The organism is Sphingomonas sp. (assembly GCF_026460985.1).
Lineage (GTDB): Bacteria > Pseudomonadota > Alphaproteobacteria > Sphingomonadales > Sphingomonadaceae > Sphingomonas.
On sequence record NZ_JAPKNM010000107.1, the window covers coordinates 1 to 19,785 of the forward strand.

General features: G+C 69.0%; 24 protein-coding genes. 12 read left to right on the forward strand and 12 right to left on the reverse strand.

The features are described 5' to 3' along the window. Window positions 1–88 precede the first annotated feature (88 nt). Window positions 89–571: a peptide-methionine (R)-S-oxide reductase MsrB gene (gene msrB, locus MT490_RS17500; RefSeq protein WP_297390591.1), complete on the forward strand. Its 483-nt coding sequence runs from the start codon at window positions 89–91 to the stop codon at window positions 569–571. Here msrB and MT490_RS17505 read toward each other — a convergent pair. After that, window positions 568–1,137 carry a CHAP domain-containing protein gene (locus tag MT490_RS17505; RefSeq protein ID WP_297390593.1) on the reverse strand — a complete coding sequence of 190 codons (570 nt, stop codon included), beginning with the start codon at window positions 1,135–1,137 and terminating at the stop codon, window positions 568–570. The genes msrB and MT490_RS17505 overlap by 4 nt on opposite strands. 420 nt (window positions 1,138–1,557) lie before the next feature. Between MT490_RS17505 and MT490_RS17510 the strand changes: the two genes are divergently transcribed. Continuing rightward, window positions 1,558–2,109, forward strand: coding sequence for a hypothetical protein (locus MT490_RS17510; RefSeq protein WP_297390595.1), 552 nt, complete (start codon window positions 1,558–1,560; stop codon window positions 2,107–2,109). An 18-nt stretch (window positions 2,110–2,127) separates the two neighbouring features. Here MT490_RS17510 and MT490_RS17515 read toward each other — a convergent pair whose 3' ends face one another. Genes MT490_RS17515 through MT490_RS17530 form a run of 4 tightly spaced genes read right to left on the reverse strand, consistent with a single transcriptional unit; the run spans window position 2,128 to window position 5,812 of the window. Further along, window positions 2,128–2,859 (reverse strand): extensin family protein, encoded by a 732-nt coding sequence (locus MT490_RS17515; RefSeq protein WP_297390597.1) that lies wholly within the window; start codon window positions 2,857–2,859, stop codon window positions 2,128–2,130. Further along, entirely contained in the window at window positions 2,856–3,602 is a 747-nt protein-coding gene (locus MT490_RS17520) for an NUDIX domain-containing protein (protein ID WP_297390599.1), read from the reverse strand. The genes MT490_RS17515 and MT490_RS17520 overlap by 4 nt, the downstream gene beginning before the upstream one ends. 29 nt (window positions 3,603–3,631) lie before the next feature. After that, a complete protein-coding gene (locus tag MT490_RS17525; protein ID WP_297390600.1) occupies window positions 3,632–4,645 on the reverse strand; it encodes an SMP-30/gluconolactonase/LRE family protein in 1,014 nt (337 codons plus the stop codon). 51 nt (window positions 4,646–4,696) lie between these two features. Next, complete coding sequence (locus tag MT490_RS17530) at window positions 4,697–5,812, reverse strand: Gfo/Idh/MocA family oxidoreductase (RefSeq protein ID WP_297390603.1); 1,116 nt, start codon at window positions 5,810–5,812, stop codon at window positions 4,697–4,699. A gap of 240 nt (window positions 5,813–6,052) precedes the next feature. On the opposite strand from MT490_RS17530, the gene MT490_RS17535 reads away from it, so the two are divergent. Continuing rightward, entirely contained in the window at window positions 6,053–7,165 is a 1,113-nt protein-coding gene (locus MT490_RS17535) for an endo-1,4-beta-xylanase (RefSeq protein ID WP_297390605.1), read from the forward strand. On the opposite strand, the gene MT490_RS17540 is transcribed toward MT490_RS17535, so the two are convergent. From MT490_RS17540 to MT490_RS17560, 5 genes are all read right to left on the reverse strand, one after another. Further along, window positions 7,162–8,493 carry a HAMP domain-containing sensor histidine kinase gene (locus tag MT490_RS17540; protein WP_297390607.1) on the reverse strand — a complete coding sequence of 444 codons (1,332 nt, stop codon included), beginning with the start codon at window positions 8,491–8,493 and terminating at the stop codon, window positions 7,162–7,164. The genes MT490_RS17535 and MT490_RS17540 overlap by 4 nt on opposite strands. Next, complete coding sequence (locus MT490_RS17545) at window positions 8,490–9,212, reverse strand: response regulator (protein WP_297390608.1); 723 nt, start codon at window positions 9,210–9,212, stop codon at window positions 8,490–8,492. The genes MT490_RS17540 and MT490_RS17545 overlap by 4 nt, the downstream gene beginning before the upstream one ends. 129 nt (window positions 9,213–9,341) lie before the next feature. Then, the gene (locus MT490_RS17550) at window positions 9,342–9,704 is read right to left on the reverse strand and encodes a hypothetical protein (protein WP_297390610.1); all 363 of its coding nucleotides are present in this window, start codon (window positions 9,702–9,704) and stop codon (window positions 9,342–9,344) included. A 137-nt stretch (window positions 9,705–9,841) separates the two neighbouring features. Further along, window positions 9,842–11,503, reverse strand: a complete 1,662-nt coding sequence (gene recN, locus MT490_RS17555) for a DNA repair protein RecN (RefSeq protein ID WP_297390612.1) — start codon at window positions 11,501–11,503, stop codon at window positions 9,842–9,844. Window positions 11,504–11,722: 219 nt separating this feature from the next. Continuing rightward, complete coding sequence (locus tag MT490_RS17560; protein ID WP_297390614.1) at window positions 11,723–12,529, reverse strand: outer membrane protein assembly factor BamD; 807 nt, start codon at window positions 12,527–12,529, stop codon at window positions 11,723–11,725. Window positions 12,530–12,694: 165 nt separating this feature from the next. Between MT490_RS17560 and MT490_RS17565 the strand changes: the two genes are divergently transcribed. Both MT490_RS17565 and MT490_RS17570 read left to right on the forward strand, forming a co-directional pair. Then, window positions 12,695–13,519 (forward strand): class I mannose-6-phosphate isomerase, encoded by an 825-nt coding sequence (locus tag MT490_RS17565; RefSeq protein WP_297390616.1) that lies wholly within the window; start codon window positions 12,695–12,697, stop codon window positions 13,517–13,519. 111 nt (window positions 13,520–13,630) lie between these two features. After that, window positions 13,631–14,182, forward strand: coding sequence for a glycine zipper 2TM domain-containing protein (locus tag MT490_RS17570; protein WP_297390618.1), 552 nt, complete (start codon window positions 13,631–13,633; stop codon window positions 14,180–14,182). A gap of 241 nt (window positions 14,183–14,423) precedes the next feature. Here MT490_RS17570 and MT490_RS17575 read toward each other — a convergent pair whose 3' ends face one another. Then, window positions 14,424–14,651, reverse strand: coding sequence for a hypothetical protein (locus MT490_RS17575; RefSeq protein WP_297390620.1), 228 nt, complete (start codon window positions 14,649–14,651; stop codon window positions 14,424–14,426). Window positions 14,652–14,778: 127 nt separating this feature from the next. Here MT490_RS17575 and MT490_RS17580 point away from each other — a divergent pair, with 127 nt between their 5' ends. The 7 genes from MT490_RS17580 to MT490_RS17610 are packed head-to-tail and all read left to right on the forward strand — an operon-like array spanning window position 14,779 to window position 19,195. After that, the gene (locus MT490_RS17580) at window positions 14,779–15,516 is read left to right on the forward strand and encodes a hypothetical protein (protein ID WP_297390623.1); all 738 of its coding nucleotides are present in this window, start codon (window positions 14,779–14,781) and stop codon (window positions 15,514–15,516) included. Window positions 15,517–15,574: 58 nt separating this feature from the next. Then, complete coding sequence (gene crcB, locus MT490_RS17585; RefSeq protein ID WP_297390624.1) at window positions 15,575–15,952, forward strand: fluoride efflux transporter CrcB; 378 nt, start codon at window positions 15,575–15,577, stop codon at window positions 15,950–15,952. Then, a complete protein-coding gene (locus MT490_RS17590; RefSeq protein WP_297390626.1) occupies window positions 15,949–17,043 on the forward strand; it encodes an RluA family pseudouridine synthase in 1,095 nt (364 codons plus the stop codon). The genes crcB and MT490_RS17590 overlap by 4 nt, the downstream gene beginning before the upstream one ends. A gap of 1 nt (window position 17,044) precedes the next feature. Then, on the forward strand, window positions 17,045–17,644 hold the full coding sequence (locus tag MT490_RS17595; RefSeq protein WP_297390628.1) for an FMN-binding negative transcriptional regulator: 600 nt from the start codon (window positions 17,045–17,047) through the stop codon (window positions 17,642–17,644). Then, window positions 17,641–18,300 carry an HAD-IA family hydrolase gene (locus tag MT490_RS17600; protein ID WP_297390630.1) on the forward strand — a complete coding sequence of 220 codons (660 nt, stop codon included), beginning with the start codon at window positions 17,641–17,643 and terminating at the stop codon, window positions 18,298–18,300. Before MT490_RS17595 ends, MT490_RS17600 begins: the two co-directional genes overlap by 4 nt. Further along, window positions 18,297–18,518, forward strand: coding sequence for a hypothetical protein (locus MT490_RS17605; RefSeq protein ID WP_297390632.1), 222 nt, complete (start codon window positions 18,297–18,299; stop codon window positions 18,516–18,518). Before MT490_RS17600 ends, MT490_RS17605 begins: the two co-directional genes overlap by 4 nt. Next, window positions 18,515–19,195 carry an ATP12 family protein gene (locus tag MT490_RS17610; RefSeq protein WP_297390634.1) on the forward strand — a complete coding sequence of 227 codons (681 nt, stop codon included), beginning with the start codon at window positions 18,515–18,517 and terminating at the stop codon, window positions 19,193–19,195. Before MT490_RS17605 ends, MT490_RS17610 begins: the two co-directional genes overlap by 4 nt. A gap of 33 nt (window positions 19,196–19,228) precedes the next feature. On the opposite strand, the gene MT490_RS17615 is transcribed toward MT490_RS17610, so the two are convergent. Further along, window positions 19,229–19,744, reverse strand: coding sequence for a MarR family transcriptional regulator (locus MT490_RS17615; RefSeq protein ID WP_297390636.1), 516 nt, complete (start codon window positions 19,742–19,744; stop codon window positions 19,229–19,231). Window positions 19,745–19,785 lie beyond the last annotated feature (41 nt).

Below are 19,785 nucleotides of genomic sequence, written 5' to 3' on the forward strand. Positions count from 1 at the left end.
TTGCCGCACCGTTGCCGGCTCGCTGCGCTCGCACCCACCCCCTGCCCCTCCCTTGCAGGGAGGGGAGTCAGAACCCCACATCCCCAACATGCAAACCGATCGCCGCACGCTCCTCGCCGTCGCCGGGCTCGGCGCCATCACCGCGGCATGCGGCGGCGCGCCGGCCGAGGCGGCGCAGCGCTTTTCGTTCACGCTGACCGATGCCGAATGGAAGAAGCGGCTCAGCCCTGCCGCCTATCGGACGCTGCGCCAGGGCGCGACCGAGTTTCCGGGCACGAGCCCGCTGAACCGCGAGCATCGCGCGGGCCTCTTCGTCTGTGCGGGATGCGCGCTGCCGCTGTTTTCATCGACGGCCAAGTTCGACAGCGGCACCGGCTGGCCGAGCTTCACTGCGGCGCTGCCCAATGCGGTGGTGACGAAGAGCGATCGCTCGCTGGGGATGGTGCGGACAGAAGTGCTGTGCCGGCGCTGCGGCGGGCATCTCGGCCATGTCTTCGACGATGGGCCGCGGCCTACGGGAAAACGCTATTGCATGAACGGCGTGGCGCTGGCGTTCAGGCCGAAGGGTTAGTTGGCGACGGTCTCGAGCTTGAGGTCGCTGAGGTCGATCTCGAGCGAGGCGACCATGATCTTGTCGGCCTTCTTCACGAACTGCGGCGCTTCGAAGGCGTCGGGCGCGCCATCGGCATAGATGAAGCCGTTGACCGGATAGGTCGAGGTGCCGAGATCGCCGAGCGGGGCGAACCACACGCGGACCTCGCTCCAGTCGCCCGCCGCGGATACGTCGACCGCGCGCACGTCGCGCTCGATGCCGCCGCGGCGCGACCAGTTGGCATGCGTGAGCAGCACTTCGCGGTCGCTGATCAGCTGCGAGACCATCGCGACATGGCCGAACGGGTTCTTCGCGGTCTTCTTGAACGACATCACCGCGCCGACCTTCGGCGCGTTGCCGCGTTCGTAACGGCCCGCCGCCTGGCCCCACCAGGTCCAAGCATTGCCATGGATCTTCACACCGGAGACCTGGCGCGCATAGGGCGCGCACTGGAGATAGGCGCTCTTCGCCTGCGCGGGCACGGCAGTCATCAGGACGCACGACACCACCAGCGCAAAACGCGCTGCGAAAGCACGGAAATTCATAGACCCCCCGGTCAGGAAGCTGTTGCGTGTTGCTAACCGCAACATAGGACGGCGGTACACCCCCTCGACCCACCGATCCGACGAACCGTTGCGACGAGCCGATGGGTTGCAGGAACCGGCCGGAAAACCGGTGTCATGCACCGCGATTTTGGGGAGGCGGAAGCCGATCGCCCCCGCATCCCGCGATTCTACGCCTTTCGAATGGCAGGCGGGCTCGCGCATGCTGCACTTTTGTTGCGCAACTGCATCACCCTACGTGTTTTTCCTCTAGCCGGGACTCGGTTCATCGCAACCGATGTTGCGCTGCAACAGCTTCTGGCCTCCTATAATGAACGGGAGCCAACGGCTGATTAAGCGGCACGTTAACCATTCTGCCGCATAGTCTCCGTCGGGGATTTGAGTGGGGTGGGAGTTAAGGTGATGGCATCGAGAATGAAGCCGGCCGAAGGCGCCATGACGCTGGCCGAAATGAAGGAATTCGCGGGGTTCAGCGCAGCGACGCAGCGTTACATCCGCCGCGCGCTTGATATCGGATTCGAGCGCGAGGACGCGCTGGAGCGCTGGTCGCGCGACGTGGTCGAGGCCGCGAGCATCCGCGCCCAGGCACGCATGTACGAGCGCATCCCCGAACTGCGCGCGCTGATGCCCGACGACAGCGACCTGGATTCGATCGAGCCGTTCATGGCGCCGCTCGTCACGGTCTCTGCATTCGATCTCGGCCAGGGCCGTCTCACCAGCTTCTCGGCCTATCGCTTCCTCTACGAGCGCCTGGTCGGCGCCGAGGTCCGCCCCTGGCTGCCCTCTGCCTTCTGCTCGGCGGCGGCACTGCCGCATCTGCATCCGGACCTGCGCCGGAAGCTGCTCCAGTCGATCAGCGAAGCCGCGGCGACCGCCTCGGGCTGGTCCAACCGCCAGCCGGCCTTCTTCCCGCAATGGGTGGAAAAGGTCGACGCCGCCGCGCTTCCCCACTGACTTCCGAGCGGGTCTGCCTCACCGGCAGGCCCGCCACCCCATCTCCCCACGCTCGGCCTGGTCGAGGTGCAAGTGATCGCGGTGCGCTGCGTTGTAATCGGGCGACAATACGGTCGAGAACAACTTGCACCCGCCGGTACGCACTTCGCGCAGGAACGCGGCCTTCTTCCCCCCACTCTCCCAATCCTCGAGCACGCCGACATGCGTGCCGTCCGACAGCAGGAAGCCGGTGACGTCGATCGCGTCGGCGGTGGCGTGCTCGCTCCAGTCGCCCGAGCTGCGGCCGTAGAGGCGTCGGCACGAATAGCTGCCGAGATGCTCGATCCGCTCGACCCGCGCGCCGAAATGCTTCTGCGCCGCGGGCTGGAGGACGTTCCACTCCCACATCGCCAGTCCCGCGGCGACCGGGCACGAGACGCCGAGCCGCGCGGGCGTGAATGCGATCCGCTGCGATCCCCCGGGGGCAAAGCGCAGCGCGTCGGCATAGCCGCATTTCTCGCCCGACCTCGCCGTCGGCAGGATCGTGTAGCGCACCCCCGCCGCCTGGAGCAGCGCGCGGCACTCGGCGAAGTCGTCGGTCAGCCCGGCGAGCTTGCGGCCGGTGAAGGCGCCGATCGGCTGGCCGAGGTCGAGCTTGGTCCAGGGCAGGTCCTGCGGCCGGTTCCGCACCAGCGCGTAGATCGTGAAGAAGATGCCGAGCAGCACCGCGAAAGCGACGACGGCGAGGATCGCCTGGCGGATCGTCCTCATGCGCGGATCGCCCGCGCGAGCGGCTCCGAAGTGACCGGATAGCCGAGATCGTCGGGGATGCAGAGATGCTCGCCGTCCCCGCGCGCCTCGATCCACGGCGTGATCGTGCGGACCGGATGCGCGCGGGCATCGGCCACGGCGTCGGCGAAGCTGGCGAACAAGGCGAGGCGCTCGAGGTTGCGGCGCGTCGGGAAGATGATCGTCGCCTCGCCGCGATCAGCTTGGTCGAGCACGGCCGGCGCCGACGCCCAGAAGACGCGGACATTCTCGTTGCCGTCGACCACCGGTTCGGCGCCCTCGGGCGCGCGGGCGAGGTAGAAGCGCGTGTCGAACACCTTGTGGCGGACCCCGGCGGGCAGCCAGCGCGCGAAGGGGACGAGGGCGTCCAGATCGAGCGCGCCGCCGACCTGGTCGAGCAGCGTGCCCATCGCCTCGCCGGCATAGAGGCGGCGCTGGAGATCCGGGATCGCCCCGGCCGCCACCGTCACGCCGACCGCGACGCCCGCTTCCTCGATCGTCTCGCGCACCGCGGCGATCCGCGCGGCGAGATCGTCGGAATCGCCGGCCAGCGTTGCCGCGAGCGCATGGTCGCCGGGATCGACGCGGCCGCCCGGGAAGACCAACGCTCCGCCCGCGAACGACATCGCCTTGGCGCGCTCAACGATCAACAGTTCGGGCGGACCGCCGGCGACTTCGCGCATCACGATCACGGTAGCCGCGGGAATCGCCTCGGGTTCGGACATGTTTCCGATCTAGGCGGCCATCTCCGGCTCTACCAGCCCGAGGCCTTGAGCCGGACGCGCGCGAGCATGTCGCTGGAGGTGAGGAACAAGGTCCTGCCGTCTTCGCCGAACGCGCAATTGGCGGTCGCCTTGCCGGTGGCGATCAGCCCGAGCGCCTTGCCCTCGGGCGAGAGGACATGGACGCCGCCCGGGCCGGTGGCGAAGACGCGGCCCGCTTTGTCGACCTTGAGCCCGTCCGGCAGCCCGGGGAGCTTGCGCGCAAGCGGCGCGCTGAAATCATGGAACAGGGTCGGCGCGGTCCGCGGCAGGCCGTCGGCGCCGAGCGGATAAGCGAGGATGTGCGGCCGCGCCTCGTCCGACATGGCGACGTAGAGCGTGGTCTTCTTCGGGCAGAGCGCGACGCCGTTGGGGCGCTTGAGCTTGTCGTCGATCAGCCGGATCACGCCGTCCGAGGCGCGCAGGAACACGCCGTTGAACGGCAGTTCCTTGAGCGGCGAGGTGTCCCCTTCGGCCAGGCCGTAAGGCGGATCGGTGAAGTAGATCGCGCCGTCCCGCCCGATCGCAACGTCGTTGCAGCTGTTGAAGCGTTTGCCCTGATAGCGATCGGCCAGGATCGTGCGGCGCTTGGTCGCGAGGTCGACCGCGGCGATCGCGCGGGTGCCCGAATCGGCTACGATCAGCCGACCCTCCGCATCCACGGCCATGCCGTTCGATCCGGCCTCGCGGATGGTGGCCGGGATCGGCCCGACCAGCCCCGACGGATCGAGGAAGGGCGTAACCCCCTCGCCCGCCTTCCAGCGATAGGCGATGTTCGTGGGAACGTCGGAGAAGAGCAGATAGCCGCCGCGCTTCACCCAGACGGGGCCCTCGGCCCATCTATAGCCGGTGCCGAGCACTTCGATCGGCGCATTCGCGTCGACCACGGCGTCGAGCGCCGGATCGAGGCGGGTGATGCCGCCGACGGTTTCGGCGCGGGCAAGCGCGGGGACGAAGGGGAGCGTCGCCATACCGGCGAGCGCCGCGCGGCGCGTGATCCTGGTCATCATCCCCTCCCTATACGAACGTCCGGCGCAGCAACGCTACACGCATCGCCTTCACGCCTGCAGTACCCGGATCGCCTTGCCCTCACGCGCCGAGCGATAGATCGCCTCGATCAACCGCAGGTCCCGGAGCCCCTCCTCGCCCGAAACGATCGGCTCGCGGCCGCTCATCGCGCATTCGGCGAGGTGATCGAGCTGCCCCACGAACTGGTTCTTGGCCGGCACGGGCAGCGTCCGCTGCTCGGTCTTCCCGCTCTTGCGCACCCACATCAGCTGGCCTTCATAGGAAGTGGCGGGCTCTAGCCCGACCCATCCCTGGGTCCCGGTCACGCGATAGGCGTTGTGATGCGAAGTATAGCTCGACACGCAATTGGCGAGCGCGCCCGAGGGGAAGCGCATCTGCCAGTCGATCCGGTCCTCGACATTGCCGAAGCGCGGGTCGTTCTTGTCGGTCGATTCCATCGCGCTGACCTCCACCGGCTCCTCGCCCGCGAGATAGCGCGCGGCGTTGAGGCTGTAGATGCCGATGTCCATCATCGATCCGCCGCCCGAGAGCGGCCGGTCGAGCCGCCACTGGTTGGGCTGGATGTTGAAGCCATGCTCGGCGGTGATCAGCCGCGGCCGGCCGACAAAGCCGCTCTTCACCAGTTCGATCGCCTCGCGATTGTACGGCTCGAAGCGGCTGCGATATCCGATCATCAGCTTCTTGCCGGCCTTCTTCGCCGCGGCGATCATCGCCTCGCATTCGGCCGAGGAGACCGCCATCGGCTTCTCGCACAGCACGTGCTTGCCCGCCTGGCTCGCGCGGATCGAATATTCGGCATGCATCGAATTGGGCAGCACGACATAGACCAGGTCGATATCGGGATTGTCGCGGATGCTGTCGTAGTTCGCATAGCTGTAGCGATGCGTCTTGGGGATGCTGTATTCGGTCCCGTAGCGCTCGAGCTTCTCGGGGGTGCCGCTGACCAGGGCGGCCAGCTTCGCGAACTCGCAATCCTTCAATCGCGGCATGATCTGGCGCGTGGCGTAGCTGCCCAGTCCGACGATCGCATAGCCGAGCTTGCGCTTCGGCGCCTCCTGCGCCCAGCTGCACGCCGGCAGCGCCGCCGCCAGGAATGCGGCGCCCGAGCCGGTCAGGACCTCGCGGCGGCTTTGCCTGTTCCCCATCATCCTCTCCTCTCGCGATGCGCAAGCTAGCCCGATCCTCCGATCCCGTCTCGCGCGGAAATCGCTCTGCCGTTGCGCAGGCGTTAGCGCTATCATGCCGACGGACGGGGGCGAAAGACTCTCGTAGTCGTATATCGGAGAGGTGCCTTGCCGGATCGTCTCACGCGTCGCGAGAGCATCGGACTGATGCTGGCGCTCGCTACCGGGGCATGCAGTAGCGGAGGCGGCGGAGGATCGATCGTGACTCCGCCGCAAACGCCCGCGCCCACGCCCACCCCTACCCCGCCGCCAGTGACCGCCGCCGACATCAAGGGCGCCGCGGCCGCCAAGGGCATCCGCTTCGGCTCCGCGGTCGCCTGGTCGTCGCCGGGCGCGGATGCGGGATCGTTCGCGAATCCCGCTTACGCCGCTCTGCTCGAGCAGGATTGCGCGATCCTGGTGCCCGAGAACGAGCTCAAATGGCAGTCGATCCGGCCGAATGCGGCGAGCTTCGACTTCACCCGCTTCGACGCGATCCTCGGCTATGCCGAGGCGAAGGGCATGGCGATGCGCGGGCATACCCTGCTCTGGCATCAGCGCCGCTGGATGCCGGCATGGGCCGAGAGCCACGATTACGGCACGGGCACCGCGGAGGCGGCGCGCGTGCTCACCGAGCACATCCAGACAATCTGCCGCCGGTACGGATCGAGGATCGCGAGCTACGACGTGGTCAACGAAGCGGTCGATCCGGCGAGCGGCAATCTCTACGAGACCGCGCTCAGCCAGGCGCTGGGTGGGGCGCAGGCAACGCTCGACCTCGCCTTCCGCACCGCACGCGCCGAGGCGCCGACCGCGCAGCTCGTCTACAACGACTATATGGGCTGGGAGGGCGGCGCGACCGCGCACCATGCCGGCGTGCTCGCGCTGCTGCGCGGCTTCCGCGCCCGCGGCGTCCCCGTCGACGCACTCGGCATCCAGAGCCATATCGGCATCTATTCGGGCACGCCGGTTGCGACCCTGGTGGCGAACCAGAGCCCGGCATGGCGGGCCTTCCTCGATGAAGTGGTGGGCATGGGCTACAGGCTGGTGGTCTCCGAGCTCGACGTGCGCGACACCGGCCTGCCCGCGGACATCGCCGTGCGCGACCAGGCGGTGGCCGATTATACGCGCGGCTATCTCGACCTGATGCTCGGCTATCCGCAACTCAGGGACGTGCTCGTCTGGGGGATGAGCGACAAGTACAACTGGCTGCAGAGCTTCGAGCCACGCGCCGACGGCCAGCCGCGCCGGCCCTGCCCCTATGATTCGATGCTGCGGCCCAAGCTTATGCAGAACGCGATCCACGCCGCCATCGTCGCCGCGGCGGCGCGCTAAACCGGCAGGCTGACCGTGGCGATCAGCCCGCCACCCGCGCGGTTGGCCAGTTCGACGTCGCCGCCATGCGCGCGCGCCACCGCCCGCGCGCTGGGCAAGCCGAGGCCGACGCCGCCGGTGTCGCGGTTCCGCGAACGCTCGCCGCGGAAGAAGGGCTCGAACACGTGCTCGAGATCCTCGGGCGGGATTCCGGGGCCGCGATCGCGCACTTCGAGTACCGCGTGGCCATCGACCTGGGCCAGCGTCAGATCGGCGCTGCCGGCATATTTGACCGCGTTGGTGATCAAATTGGTGACCAGCGCCTTGATCCCCGCGGGATTGCCGTCGAGCACCACCGGCTCGCCCGGCGCGAGCGTCACCGTCTCACCGCGATCGGCGAGGTCGTCGACCACCGACTCGGTCAGCGAGCGCAGGTCGAGCGGGCGCCGCACCGGCTTCTGGCTGGTGTCGCGTACATAAGTGAGCGCGGTCGAGACCAGTCCCTGCATGTCGCGGATGTCGCCCTCGCACGCGCGGCGCAGATCGTCGGGTGCGCCCTCGAGCCGCAGCCCGAGCCGCATCAGCGGCGTGCGCAGGTCGTGTGCCACGGCGCTGATCACGGTGGTGCGATCGTCGACATAGCGATTGAGCCGCGCCTGCATCGTGTTGAACGCAGCCGCGGCCTCGGCGATCTCGGCCGGGCCTTCGAGCTCGAGCGGCGCCGCGCGCGGATCGCGCCCCAACCGCTCGGCGGCGGCGGCGAAGGCGCGGATCGGCTTGGCGAAGCGATGCGCGAGCGCCCAGGCGAAGGGCGCCACGGCGAGCGCCGACACGAACAGCCAGGCTAGCACGAACCAGCGCCACGGCTCGAAACCCTCAATGGACGCGACTTGGATCCACTGTCCGTCGGGCTGCTGCCACGCGGCCGAAAATCCGCCGATGACGAGGACGTTGCGGGCCACCGCCGGGCTGATCGGTGAGGGGCGCGGCACCGCCGAGCGTTCGAACATGCGCTCGCGCTGGAGGAAGGGCGGCGTGAAGCGGATCCATACCTTCTCGGGAGAGGTGCCGAGCGCAGTGGCCAGCGCCGCCCCGATCCGCTCGCTGCGCGGGTTCCACGGCGCGGCTTCCACCGTCGCGACTCGCTCGACCTGCAACTCGCCCGTCGGGTCGCGGCCTTGCGTCATGGCCTGGACGACGTGGTCGACGGTGTAGAGCTTGGCCGAGGGAGTCTGCACCGCGATCAGCAGCATCAGGTTCATCAGCTGGACCACGGCCACGCAGACCAGCATCAGCAGGAAGATGCGCAGGAACAACGGCGATCGCGCCGCGCCCCTGGGTGCGTTCATGCGCGCACGACTCGCGGCACGAACAGATAGCCTTCGTTGCGGACGGTGCGGATGATCTCGTCCCCGCCCGCGCGCAGCTTGCGGCGCAGGCGGCTGACCTGCACGTCGATCGCGCGGTCATAGGCGTCGCTGTCGGGCCCGCGCGCCGCCTGGAGCAGCGCTTCGCGCGACAACACGCGGCGCGGCCGTTCGATGAACACGCGCAGCACCGCGAACTCGCCGTCGGTGAGCCCGACGAGCACGCCGTTCGGATCGAACAGCTCGTGGCTGCCGAGGTCGATTCGCCACCCGTCGAACGTGTAGATCTCGCTCGTCGGCGCCGTCCCTCCCCCGCGCTTGCGGAGCGCCGCGCGCACCGTCGCGAGGATCTCGCGCGGGCTGCAGGGCTTGGACAGATAGTGGCTCGCGCCGATCTCGAGCCCGAGGATGCGGTCCTGCTCCTCGCCGAGCGCACTGAGCAGGATGACCTCGGGTCCGCCGACGCCCGCGATGCGGCGGCAAGCGGACAGGCCATCCTCGCCCGGCATCATCACGTCGAGGATCACGCAATCGACCGGAGTGCGGGCGAGAACCTCGTCCATGCTGCGCGTGTCGGCCGCGGTCTCGACGCGAAAGCCCCGCGCACCGAGGCTGTTCGCGAGAAGGTGGCGGATGTCCCGGTCGTCGTCCACCACCAGGAGCGTTGCGGAATCGGTCTGCGGTTGGGCTGCAGCGTACATGACGGCCTTGTACAGAAGATGTGTCTGAATTGCTGCCCTTATTTTCTCATGGGCGCAAATGGTTCCCTGCGGAACAGGCCCCGCCATCTCTGGTGGGGCCCGTCCTGGTCTTGACGCCGGCTCCCGGTGTCAGCGGCCGCGGCCGTGGCGATCATGCTTCTCGAAGCGGATCCGCGCCGACAGCGCGTCGAAGCGGCGGTCGAGGTCGCGGCGCTCGGCCATGGTCAGTCCGCGGCCGCTGGCGCGATAGCGCGCCTCGAGGCGGTTGAGATCGCGGAACTGCGCGCGCAACCGGACGGCTTCGCCGCGCGTGAGCGCACCCGAGCGGACGCCCCGGTCGATCCGGGCATCGAGATTCGCCTGGCGCGCGTCGATGTTCTGCCAGCCGCCCTGATAGTGCCCGAAATGCGGCGCGGGCGCGGCGATGGCGGAGGCGGGAACCGCCGCGGCGGCGATGCCGAGGCCGGCGAGCATGAGCGTGAACTTCTTCATGTTACTCTCCTCATTCAACAGGACCGCGGCGGCGGTCGAGGAGCGTTATGGGGCGCGGCTGTCGCAGGAATGTCCCCTGACCCGCGCTTTTGTGTCGCACTTTGTCGCAGGTCCGGAAGGATCGTTCAGCTTGGCGGTCAGGCCGCGAGCAGCCGCTCGGCCTGGGCGCGCGCCTCGGGGGTGATCTCGGCACCCGAGAGCATGCGCGCGATCTCCTCGCGGCGCTGGTCCGCGTCGAGCGGCGTGACGCCGGTGCGCGTGACCACGCCGTCATGCCGCTTGGCGATGAGCAGATGCTGCGTACCCCGCGCTGCGACCTGGGGGCTGTGCGTCACGACGAGCACCTGCCCCGCCGCGGCGAGCCGCGCCAGCCGCTCGCCGATCGCGCTCGCCACCGCGCCGCCGACGCCGCGGTCGATCTCGTCGAAGATCAGGGTCGCCGCTCCGCCCTCTTCGGCGAGCGCGACCTTCAAGGCGAGGATGAAGCGCGAGAGCTCGCCGCCGCTGGCGATCTTGATCAGCGGCGCGAAGGGCGCGCCCGGATTGGTCGAGACCTCGAATTCGACCCGGTCCATGCCCGCGATCGACCATTGCCCCTCGTCGAGCGGCTCGACCATTGTGCGGAAGCGCGCGGCATCGAGCTTGAGCGGCTTGAGCTCGGTCTCGACCGCTGCGTCGAGCCGCGCCGCCGCCTGCGCACGCGCGTCCGAAAGCGCCCGGGCGGCGTCGCGATAGACGCGGTGCGCCTCCTCGACCGCAAGCTCCAATCGCGCGATGCCGGCGCCCCCGCTCTCGACGCGTTCGAGCCGGGCGGCGAGTTCGTCGAGCAGGGCCGGCAGGTCGTCGGGCTGGACGCGATGTTTCCGGGCGACGCCGCGAAGCTCGAACAGGCGCGCCTCGTCGGCCTCGAGCGCGGCGGGATCGAAGGCGAGCGCCTCCGCCGCCACGTCGATCCGCTCCTGCGCCTCGGCCCCCTCGGTGATCGCGCGGTCGATCGCCGCGAGCGCCTCGGCGAGCGCGTCATGGCTGTCGGCGATCCGTTCGAGCACCCGCGCGGCCTGGCGGAGCTGGCTGAGCCCGCCTTCGGACCCCTCGAGCAGTTGCGCCACTGCCTGGAGCTCGCCCGCGACCTTCTCGCCGCGCTGCATCGTCGCGCGACGTTCGGCGAGGCGCTCCTCCTCCCCCGCCTCGGGCGCGAGCGCGCGAAGCTCGGTCACGGCATGGTCGAGCCATTCGCGATCACGCTCGGCGACGTCCTGCTCGGCGCGCGCGACCGCGAGTGCATCCTCGGCCACGCGCCACGCGCGATGCGCCACGGCGACCGGACCCGCATCGAGCCGGCCGAACATGTCGAGCAGCGCGCGATGCCCACGCGGATTGAGCAACCCGCGATCGTCGTGCTGGCCATGGATCTCGACCAGGTGCGGCGCGAGCTCGCGGAGCAGGCCCGCCGAGGCGGGCGAATCGTTGACGAAAGCGCGGCTGCCGCCGTCGGACTTGACGATGCGGCGGATGAGCAAAGGCTCGCCCGGTTCGAGGTCGAGCCCGTTCTGCGCCATCACATTGGCGATCGCGCCGTCGCGGGCGGGCGTGTCGAAGGTCGCGATCACCACCGCCTGCGCCGCGCCCTGGCGGACCAGCCCGCTCTCGGCGCGCGCACCCAGTGCGAGCCCCAGCGCGTCGAGCAGGATCGACTTGCCCGCGCCGGTTTCGCCGGTCAGCACGCCGAGTCCCGCGCCGAATTCGAGCTCCAGCGCCTCGATCAGGACGACATCGCGGATGGAGAGCGCCGTCAGCATGCGCGGCGGCTTATTGCAGGAACGGAGGAAGAACGGAAGCAGTCAAAGAGCCCCTCCCCTTCAGGAGCATCCGGTCGGCCATGCCCCCGGCATGGCCTGAACAGCGCGGGGCGCTGTTCACCTGATGCTGGGTTGGAGTGGGGCCTATCCATGAGCATCATCGCTTGAGGCACAGCCCCACCCCCAACCCCTCCCCTGAAGGGGAGGGGCTTAAATTGCTCAGCCCGCGGGGTTCTGCGCCTTGGCGAGCTTGTCCTGATTTTCCTGCATCAGGTCATAAGCGCGCTTGTACCAGTCGGTGCCGGGATAGTTGGCGCCGAGCACCGCCGCGGCCTTTTGCGCTTCCGCCGGAACGCCGAGCGCGAGATAGGCCTCGGTCAGCCGCAGCAGCGCCTCGGGCACGTGCGTCGTCATCTGGTAATTGTCGACGACGTTGCGGAAGCGGTTCGTCGCGGCGAGCCACTGGCCGCGGCCCTCGTAGAAGCGGCCGATCTCCATTTCCTTGCCCGCGAGGTGATCGCGGACGAGGTCGATCTTGAGCCGCGCATCGGCGGCATAGCGGGTATTGGGATAGCGGCGCGTCAGCTCGCCGAGCGCATCGAGCGCCTGCTGGGTGATCTTCTGGTCGCGGGTGACGTCGGCGATCTGCTCGTAATAGCTGAGGCCGATCAGATAATAGGCATAAGGCGCGTCGCGATTGCCCGGGTGCACCGCGAGGAAGCGCTGCGCCGAGGCGATCGATTCGGAATAATCCTGGTTCAGATAATAGCTGAACGCGCCCATCAGCTGCGCGCGGCGCGCCCAGACCGAATAGGGATGCTGGCGCTCGACCTCGTCGAACAAGGCGGCGGCGAGCTTGTACTGACGCTGGTCGAGCCGCTGTTTGGCGGCCGAATAGAGCGTGCCCACGTCGCGCGCGACATAGGGAAGGTCGGTCTTGGTGCCGCGCTTGGCGCAGCCGGCCACCGAGAAGGCGAGCACCGGAACAAGGGCGAGCGCGAGCGCGCGAGCAAAGGGAGTACGCATGGATGGGGGTCTTAGCCGAGCGTAGTGGCGTCAAACAATCCTTTTCGCGGCGCGATTGTGTCAGAGCCCGAACCCGCCCATTAGCGCGGCGACGGTTCGCGGAGCTTTGCGCACGCATGGGCGTTGCGCAGGTCATCGCGCATCTGAAGATCGGAAGGGAATTGAGTGACTGCGACGCTTCTCGCCACGCACCGGGTCGAAAAGCCCTGGGGTCGCCACACGCTGTGGCCGGGCTTTGCCGATCCCGCACCCGATCAGGATCCGGTGGGCGAGATCTGGTTCCAGACGCCGGGCAATGCCGCGCCCGACCTGCTGATCAAATATCTGTTCACCAGCGAGAAGCTGTCGGTTCAGGTCCACCCCAATGACGAGCAGGCCCAGGCCAAGGGGATGCCGCGCGGCAAGGACGAATGCTGGGTGATCCTCGACGCCGAACCCGATTCGACGATCGCGCTGGGGACCAAGGCGTCCGTCGACCGCGAGACGCTGCGCACCGCTGCTCTCGACGGGTCGATCGAGGAATTGCTCGACTGGAAGCCGGTCAAGGCGGGCGATTTCTTCTATTCGGCCTCGGGCACGGTGCACGCGATCGGCGCGGGCATCACCCTGGTCGAGGTGCAGCAGAACAGCGAGACGACCTACCGGCTCTACGATTACGGCCGCCCGCGCGCACTGCACCTCGAGGACGGCGTCGCGGTGTCGGACCCCACCCCCTATGTGCCGCATCCGATGCCGGGCAAGGTGGCCGAGGATCGCGCGATCCTGGTCGAAGGACCCAAGTTCGTGCTCGAGCGCTGGGAAGGCGGCCGCCGCGCCTTCGCGCTCCCCCAGGGCACGACCGGATGGCTGATCCCGCTCGCGGGCGAAGGCGTGGTCGACGGCGTCGCATTCCGCGCCGGCGAGTGCGTGACGGTGGAGGGCACATGCGAGCTCCATGCCGAGGCGGGGAGCGACCTGCTGTTTGCCTATCCGGGCACGACGCGGATCTGAAGGCGAACATGGCCCGGGGATGAACGGGGCGTAGTTTCGCGTTCACGCAACCGGGCGAAGCGCCGGTACGTTAAATCTGCACCTGCTTTTAATAATAAACAGGAGCTGACCATGCGTATCCTCTTTGCCGCGGCCATCTCGGCGGTGGCCCTTCCGGCCATCCCCGCCATGGCGCAGACCCCTCGCCAGGAATATCGCGAGAACGTGCGCGAAGCCCAGCGCGACTGCAACCGCGAACTGCGCCGCGCCGAAAGCCGCCGCGAATATAATCGCGAAATGCGCGAATGCCGCCGCGACCTGCAGCAGGCGCAGCGCGAATATCGCCGCGATACCCGCGACTGGCGCCGCTATCGCAACTACGACTACAACCGCCTGCCCCCGGGTCAGCGCGGTTACTATGCCGACCAATATTATCGCGACGGCCGCTATTATCAGGAGCGTCGCCTGAGCCGCTATGACCGCATCTATCGCGGCAATGACGGGCGCTATTATTGCCGCCGCTCGGACGGCACGACCGGACTGATCGTCGGCGGCGTCGCCGGCGGCCTGCTCGGCAACACGCTGTCGAACGGCCGCAACGCCACCCTCGGCACGCTGCTCGGCGCTGCCGCCGGCGCGGCGCTCGGCTCGTCGATCGACCGCGGCCAGGTGCGCTGCCGCTAAACGCCTCCGCCACGCAGGCGAGAGGGGCCCGGCGCTTCGGCACCGGGCCTTTCTTTTGGGCGAGAACGTATGTCCGACTCGAATCCTCCCCCGCCAGGGGGAGGTGGCGCCGAAGGCGTCGGAGGGGGAGGTAAGCGACGCCCTCTCCAATTGAGTGCAGTGATTCCGCCCCCTCCGTCAGCCTGCGGCTGACACCTCCCCCTGGCGGGGGAGGATCAAGGAAACTGAATGCCGACCAGTCCTAAATCAGCCCGCCGGTGAGGAAGAGCCGCAATCCGCTGATCGCCAGCACGAGGAAATTGAGGTTGCGTCCGGTATTGCTGCGCGAAAGCATCCCGATCACCGCGCCGACGAGCGCGATCGGGAAGGCGATCCAGTTGAGCATCGGGATCAGCGGGAACGGGATCACGCCCACCAGCGCGAAGGGCAGCGCCAACAGGCCGATCAGGATCGAGACGAGGTTCAGCATGGCGGCAACATGGGGACGCCGAGGTGTGTTGGCAAGCTAAAGCGCACCAGCCCGCCGCAACCCACGCCCAACGCTTCCTTAACCTTGGTCCGGCAAAGCGAGGATGCCCAAAGGAGCGTCTTCTCGCATGGTCCGCACCATCGGTTTCATTCTGTTCGTGTTCCTGCCGCTGGCGCTCGCCGGCTGCGGCGGCGCGGGCACGGCCGGCAACATGCTGAGCGACGCCGAACTGGGCAACGCCGCCGATCCGGCGATCACCGCGGCGCTGCAGGACCCAATCATGGTCGACCCGCAGCTCGGCCGCCAGGCCAATGGCGACGCGATCCGCCCGCCGAGCCAGCCTTATTCGGGCGGGGTTCCGGACGACGCGGTCGCCGCCAATGGCGAGAAGGTCGACACCGCCGGGCTGCTCAAGGCGCCCGCTGCCACCTCGGGCAAGGATTGCCCCCAGTGCAAGGCCGCACGCGAGGCGGTCACGCTCGGCGGCATCGCCGCGCGCCAGAAGAATGCGCGCAGCAGCGGCTGCGCGGGCGCGTTGCACTATTCGGCGCGCTGGGCGCAGCGGCTTCCCGCCGATCTCCCCCTCTATCCGCAGGCACGCGTGACCGAGGCGGCCGGCGCCGACAGCGGCAAATGCGCGCTGCGCGTCGTGCGCTTCTCTGCGCCCCAGCCGATGCAGTCGGTGCTCGACTGGTATTACACCAAGGCGGTCCGCGCCGGGTACAGCGCCGAGCATCAGGTAGAGGGCGCGCAGCACATCCTCGGCGGCACCCGCGCCCGCGACGACGGCGCCTATGTCCTGTTCCTCACCGCGCGCCGCGACGGCGGCACCGACCTGGACCTGGTCGCCAACAACGGCATCTGAGGCGCCGGGCTCGAACAGCGCGGTTCCCCTGGCGGGCTTTCCGCGCTACCGGCGCTCCATGCCTTCCCTTCTCCTCGTCATGCTCGGCGGCGCATTCGGCTCCGGCGCCCGATATCTCGTCGGGCGGGCCGCGCTCGGCCTATGGGGCCCCGGCTATCCCTGGGGCACGCTGATCGTGAACCTCGCCGGCGGGCTCGCCATGGGCGTGCTGGCGGGCAGCCTCGCGCGGTTCGGCGAGGGCGGCGAGAATTGGCGGCTGCTGCTCGGCGTGGGCGTGCTCGGCGGCTTTACCACCTTCTCGGCCTTCTCGCTCGACGTGATGGTGATGCTCGAGCGCGGCGACTGGGCTGCCGCGCTCGGCTATATCCTCGCCTCGATGATCGGCGCGGTCGCAGCGCTCGCGCTGGGGCTTGGCATGATGAGGGCAGTGGCATGAGCAGCAACGACGTCCGCCAGTTCGTCGTCGGCGCGGATGACGACGGCATAAGGCTCGATCGCTGGTTCAAGCGGCATCTGCCCGACACCAGCTTCAACATCGTCTCGCGCTGGGCGCGCACCGGCCAGCTTCGCGTCGACGGCGCGCGCGCCGATCCGGGCGACCGCATCGCCGAGGGCCAGGTGATCCGCGTGCCCCCGGCCGAGCCGGCCAAGGCCGCGACCGCGCGGCCCAAGCCCAACCGCCCGCCGCTCAGCGACGACCAGGTCGCCTTCGCGCGCGAGATGGTGATCCACCAGGATCAGCAGGCGATCGTGCTCAACAAGCCGCCCGGCCTCGCGACGCAGGGCGGCACCAAGACCACCGAGCATGTCGACGGGCTGCTCGACGCGCTCCAGTTCGAGGCCGAGGGACGGCCCAAGCTCGTCCACCGGCTCGACAAGGACACGTCGGGCGCATTGCTCCTCGCGCGCACGTCGCGCGCCGCCGCCTTCTTCTCGAAGCATTTCTCGGGGCGCAGCGCGAAGAAGCTCTACTGGGCGCTGGTCGTCGGCGTGCCCGACATCGAGGACGGACTGATCGAGCTGCCGATCGGTAAGCAGCCGGGCACCGGCGGCGAGAAGATGCAGGTCGACATGAAGGAGGGCCAGCCGAGCCGCACGCGCTATCGCGTGATCGAGCAGGCGGGCAACCGCACCGCCTGGGTCGAGCTCCAGCCGCTCACCGGGCGCACCCATCAGTTGCGCGTCCACATGGCGGCGATCGGCCATCCGATCGTCGGCGACGGGAAGTACGGGCTGCAGGAGGCGTTCCTGACCGGGGGGATCTCGCGGAAGATGCACCTCCATGCGCGCCGCATCCGGATCGATCATCCCGACGGCGGCAAGATCGACGTCACCGCCGAGCTGCCGGACCATTTCGCCGAATCGATGAAGACGCTGGGCTTCGACATGGCGCTGGGCGACACCGACGCGCTCGACGATCGCCCGCCCCCCAGCCGCGAGCAGAAGAAGGCGCAGGCCCGCGCCCATGCCAAGTCGGTGCGCAAGGAACGGCGGGGCGAGCGGCGCGGCCGCGGCCAGAAGGGCTGACATGCATCCCAATCCGGCTTTCCGCTGGGAGGATCGCGAGGCGATGCGCGGCTTCGTCGCCCAGCTCGGCTTCGGCGCGCTGTTCGCCGCAACGCCCGACGGTCCGCGCGTGGCGCATGTGCCCGTGGTCTGGCTCGACGAAGCGACGCTCGGCTTCCACGTCGCGCGCGGAAACGGCATCGCGCGCCATCTCGACGGCGCGACCGGGCTGTTCACCGCGCACGGGCCCGACGCCTATGTCAGCCCCGACTGGTACGGCACCGGCCCCAACGAAGTCCCGACCTGGAATTACGTCGCCGTCGAGCTCGAGGGCAGGCTGGTACGGATGGACCGCGACGCGCTGATCGCCCAGGTCGATGCGCTCAGCCACGAGCAGGAACGCCGGCTCGCGCCCAAGCCCGAATGGACCAGCGCGAAGGTCGATCCGAAGCTGCTCGACAGGATGCTCGACGCGATCACCGGTTTCCGGCTCGAAGTGTCGGCGTGGCGCGGCACGCGGAAGCTCGGCCAGAACAAGCCCGAGCCCGCCCGCCTCGCCGCCGCCGACGCATTGGAGGCGCAGGGCCGCCGCGCGATCGCGCATTGGATGCGCAACCCGTGAACCGCCTCGCGCTCTTCGATTGCGACGGCACGCTCGTCGACAGCCAGATCAACATCTGCCGCGCGATGGAGGAATGTTTCGCCGTCTCGCGGCTCGATCCGCCGCCACGCGAGGCGATCCGGCGGATCGTGGGGCTGAGCCTAGTCCCCGCCATCGCACAGCTGCTGCCCGAGGCCGAGGCGCGGCAGCACGAGGCGATGGCCGAGGATTACAAGCGCGCCTTCTTCGCGATGCGCGCGAGCGGGGCGCTCGATCCCGAACCGCTGTTCGAGGGCGTCGCGGAGGCGATCGAGACGCTCGACGCCAAGGGCTGGCTGCTCGGCGTCGCGACGGGCAAGTCAGACCGCGGGCTCAAGCACATCCTCGAGCATCACGGCCTCGCGCACCGCTTCGTCACCCTCCAGACCGCCGACCGCCACCCCTCCAAGCCGCACCCGTCGATGGTCGAGGCGGCGATGGCCGAGGCCGGCGCGTCGCCGGAGACCACCGCGATGATCGGCGACACCAGCTTCGACATAATGATGGCCCGCGCGGCGGGCGCGCATGCCATAGGTGTTGCATGGGGCTACCACACCATGCATGAATTGCGGGAGTCGGGCGCGCACCATGTCGTCGAGCATGCCGCCGCGCTGCCCGCGCAGCTGGAGGCCCTATGACCGACGCCGACCGCCTCGCGCAGAAGCGCTATTTCATGATCGTCGGAGTCAACATGCTCGCCACCGCGGGCGCGGTGCTCGGGCTGCTCGTCGCCGGCCGCTCGAACAGCTGGGAGGGCAGCGTGCTGGGCGGCGCGATCCTGCTCTCATCGCTGTACATGATGGCGGTGGTGCCGCGGGCGCTGGCGCGGCGATGGAAGACCCCGGAGCAATCGTGAAGCGTTTCTGGAAGGAAGTGACGGTCGAGCCGGGCAACGGCATCGCGCTCGACGGCAAGCCGGTGCGCACGCCCGGCCGCTCCGCGCTGGTGGTGCCCACGCGCGCACTGGCGGAGGCGATCGCCGAGGAATGGCGCGCCGTGGACGAGACGATCGATCCGCGCGCGATGCCGCTCACCGGGCTCGCCAACGCCGCGATCGACCGCGTGGCGCCCGATCCCGCCGCCTTCGCCGCGGGGCTCGCGGCCTATGGCGAGAGCGACCTGCTCTATTATCGCGCCGAGGATCCGCCCGAGCTGATCGCCCGCCAGCGCGCCGCCTGGGACCCGCTGCTCGACTGGGCGCGCGGGCGCTACGACGTGCATTTCGAGCCGGTGGCGGGCGTGATGCACCGCGCCCAGCCCGAAGCGACGATCGCGCGGCTGGGCGAGGCCGTGGCGGCGCTCGACCCGCTCCGGCTCGCGGGGCTCTCGCCGGTGGTGACGATCGGCGGCTCGCTAGTCGCCGCGCTCGCATTGCTCGAAGGTGCGGCGGACGCGGACGCGATCTGGCGCGCAGCGCATGTCGACGAGGATTGGCAGGCCGAGCAATGGGGCGAGGACCTGCTCGCGGCCCAGGCCCGCGAATCGCGGCGCGCGGACTTCGACGCGGGAGTGCGGTTCCTGGGGCTGCTTTAGGTCGGCGCCCCCAATTGCCGACGTTCGAACGGATCAGGGTTCGAGCTGAAGCCGAAACTTTCGCAGCAGGCGCGCCAGTTCGGCGCGTTCGGCGTGATCGAGGCCGGCGACAGCCTGTTGGGCCTGAGCGAAATGGGAGGCGATTGCCGCCTCGATCAATGCCAGTCCCTCGGGAGTCAGCGTCGCCGTCAGCGATCGCCGGTCGCTGTCGTCCGGGTTGCGTGAGATCAATCCGCGCTGTTCCAGCCGGTTGAGACACGCCGTCATCGCACCGGAGGTGAGCAGCACGGATTTGCGAAGCGCGGTCGGGGTCAGTCGGTAAGGAGCGCCCGATCGGCGCAAGGTGGCGAGCACGTCGAGCTCGGAATAGCCGATCCCGTGCGCCTGCAGCCGCTCGCCGGCGCGCGCCTGCAGCAGGCCGCCGATGTGCAGGAGGCGCCCCACCACCGCCATCGCGGACACGTCCAGGTCCGGCCGCTCGCGTGCCCAATCACGGAGGAGCTGATCGACAATGTCTTCGGGATGCGCGGGCAAATGCTGTTCGGACATGAGAAGAATATTCACATAAAGTATCTTGACATGAAGTCATA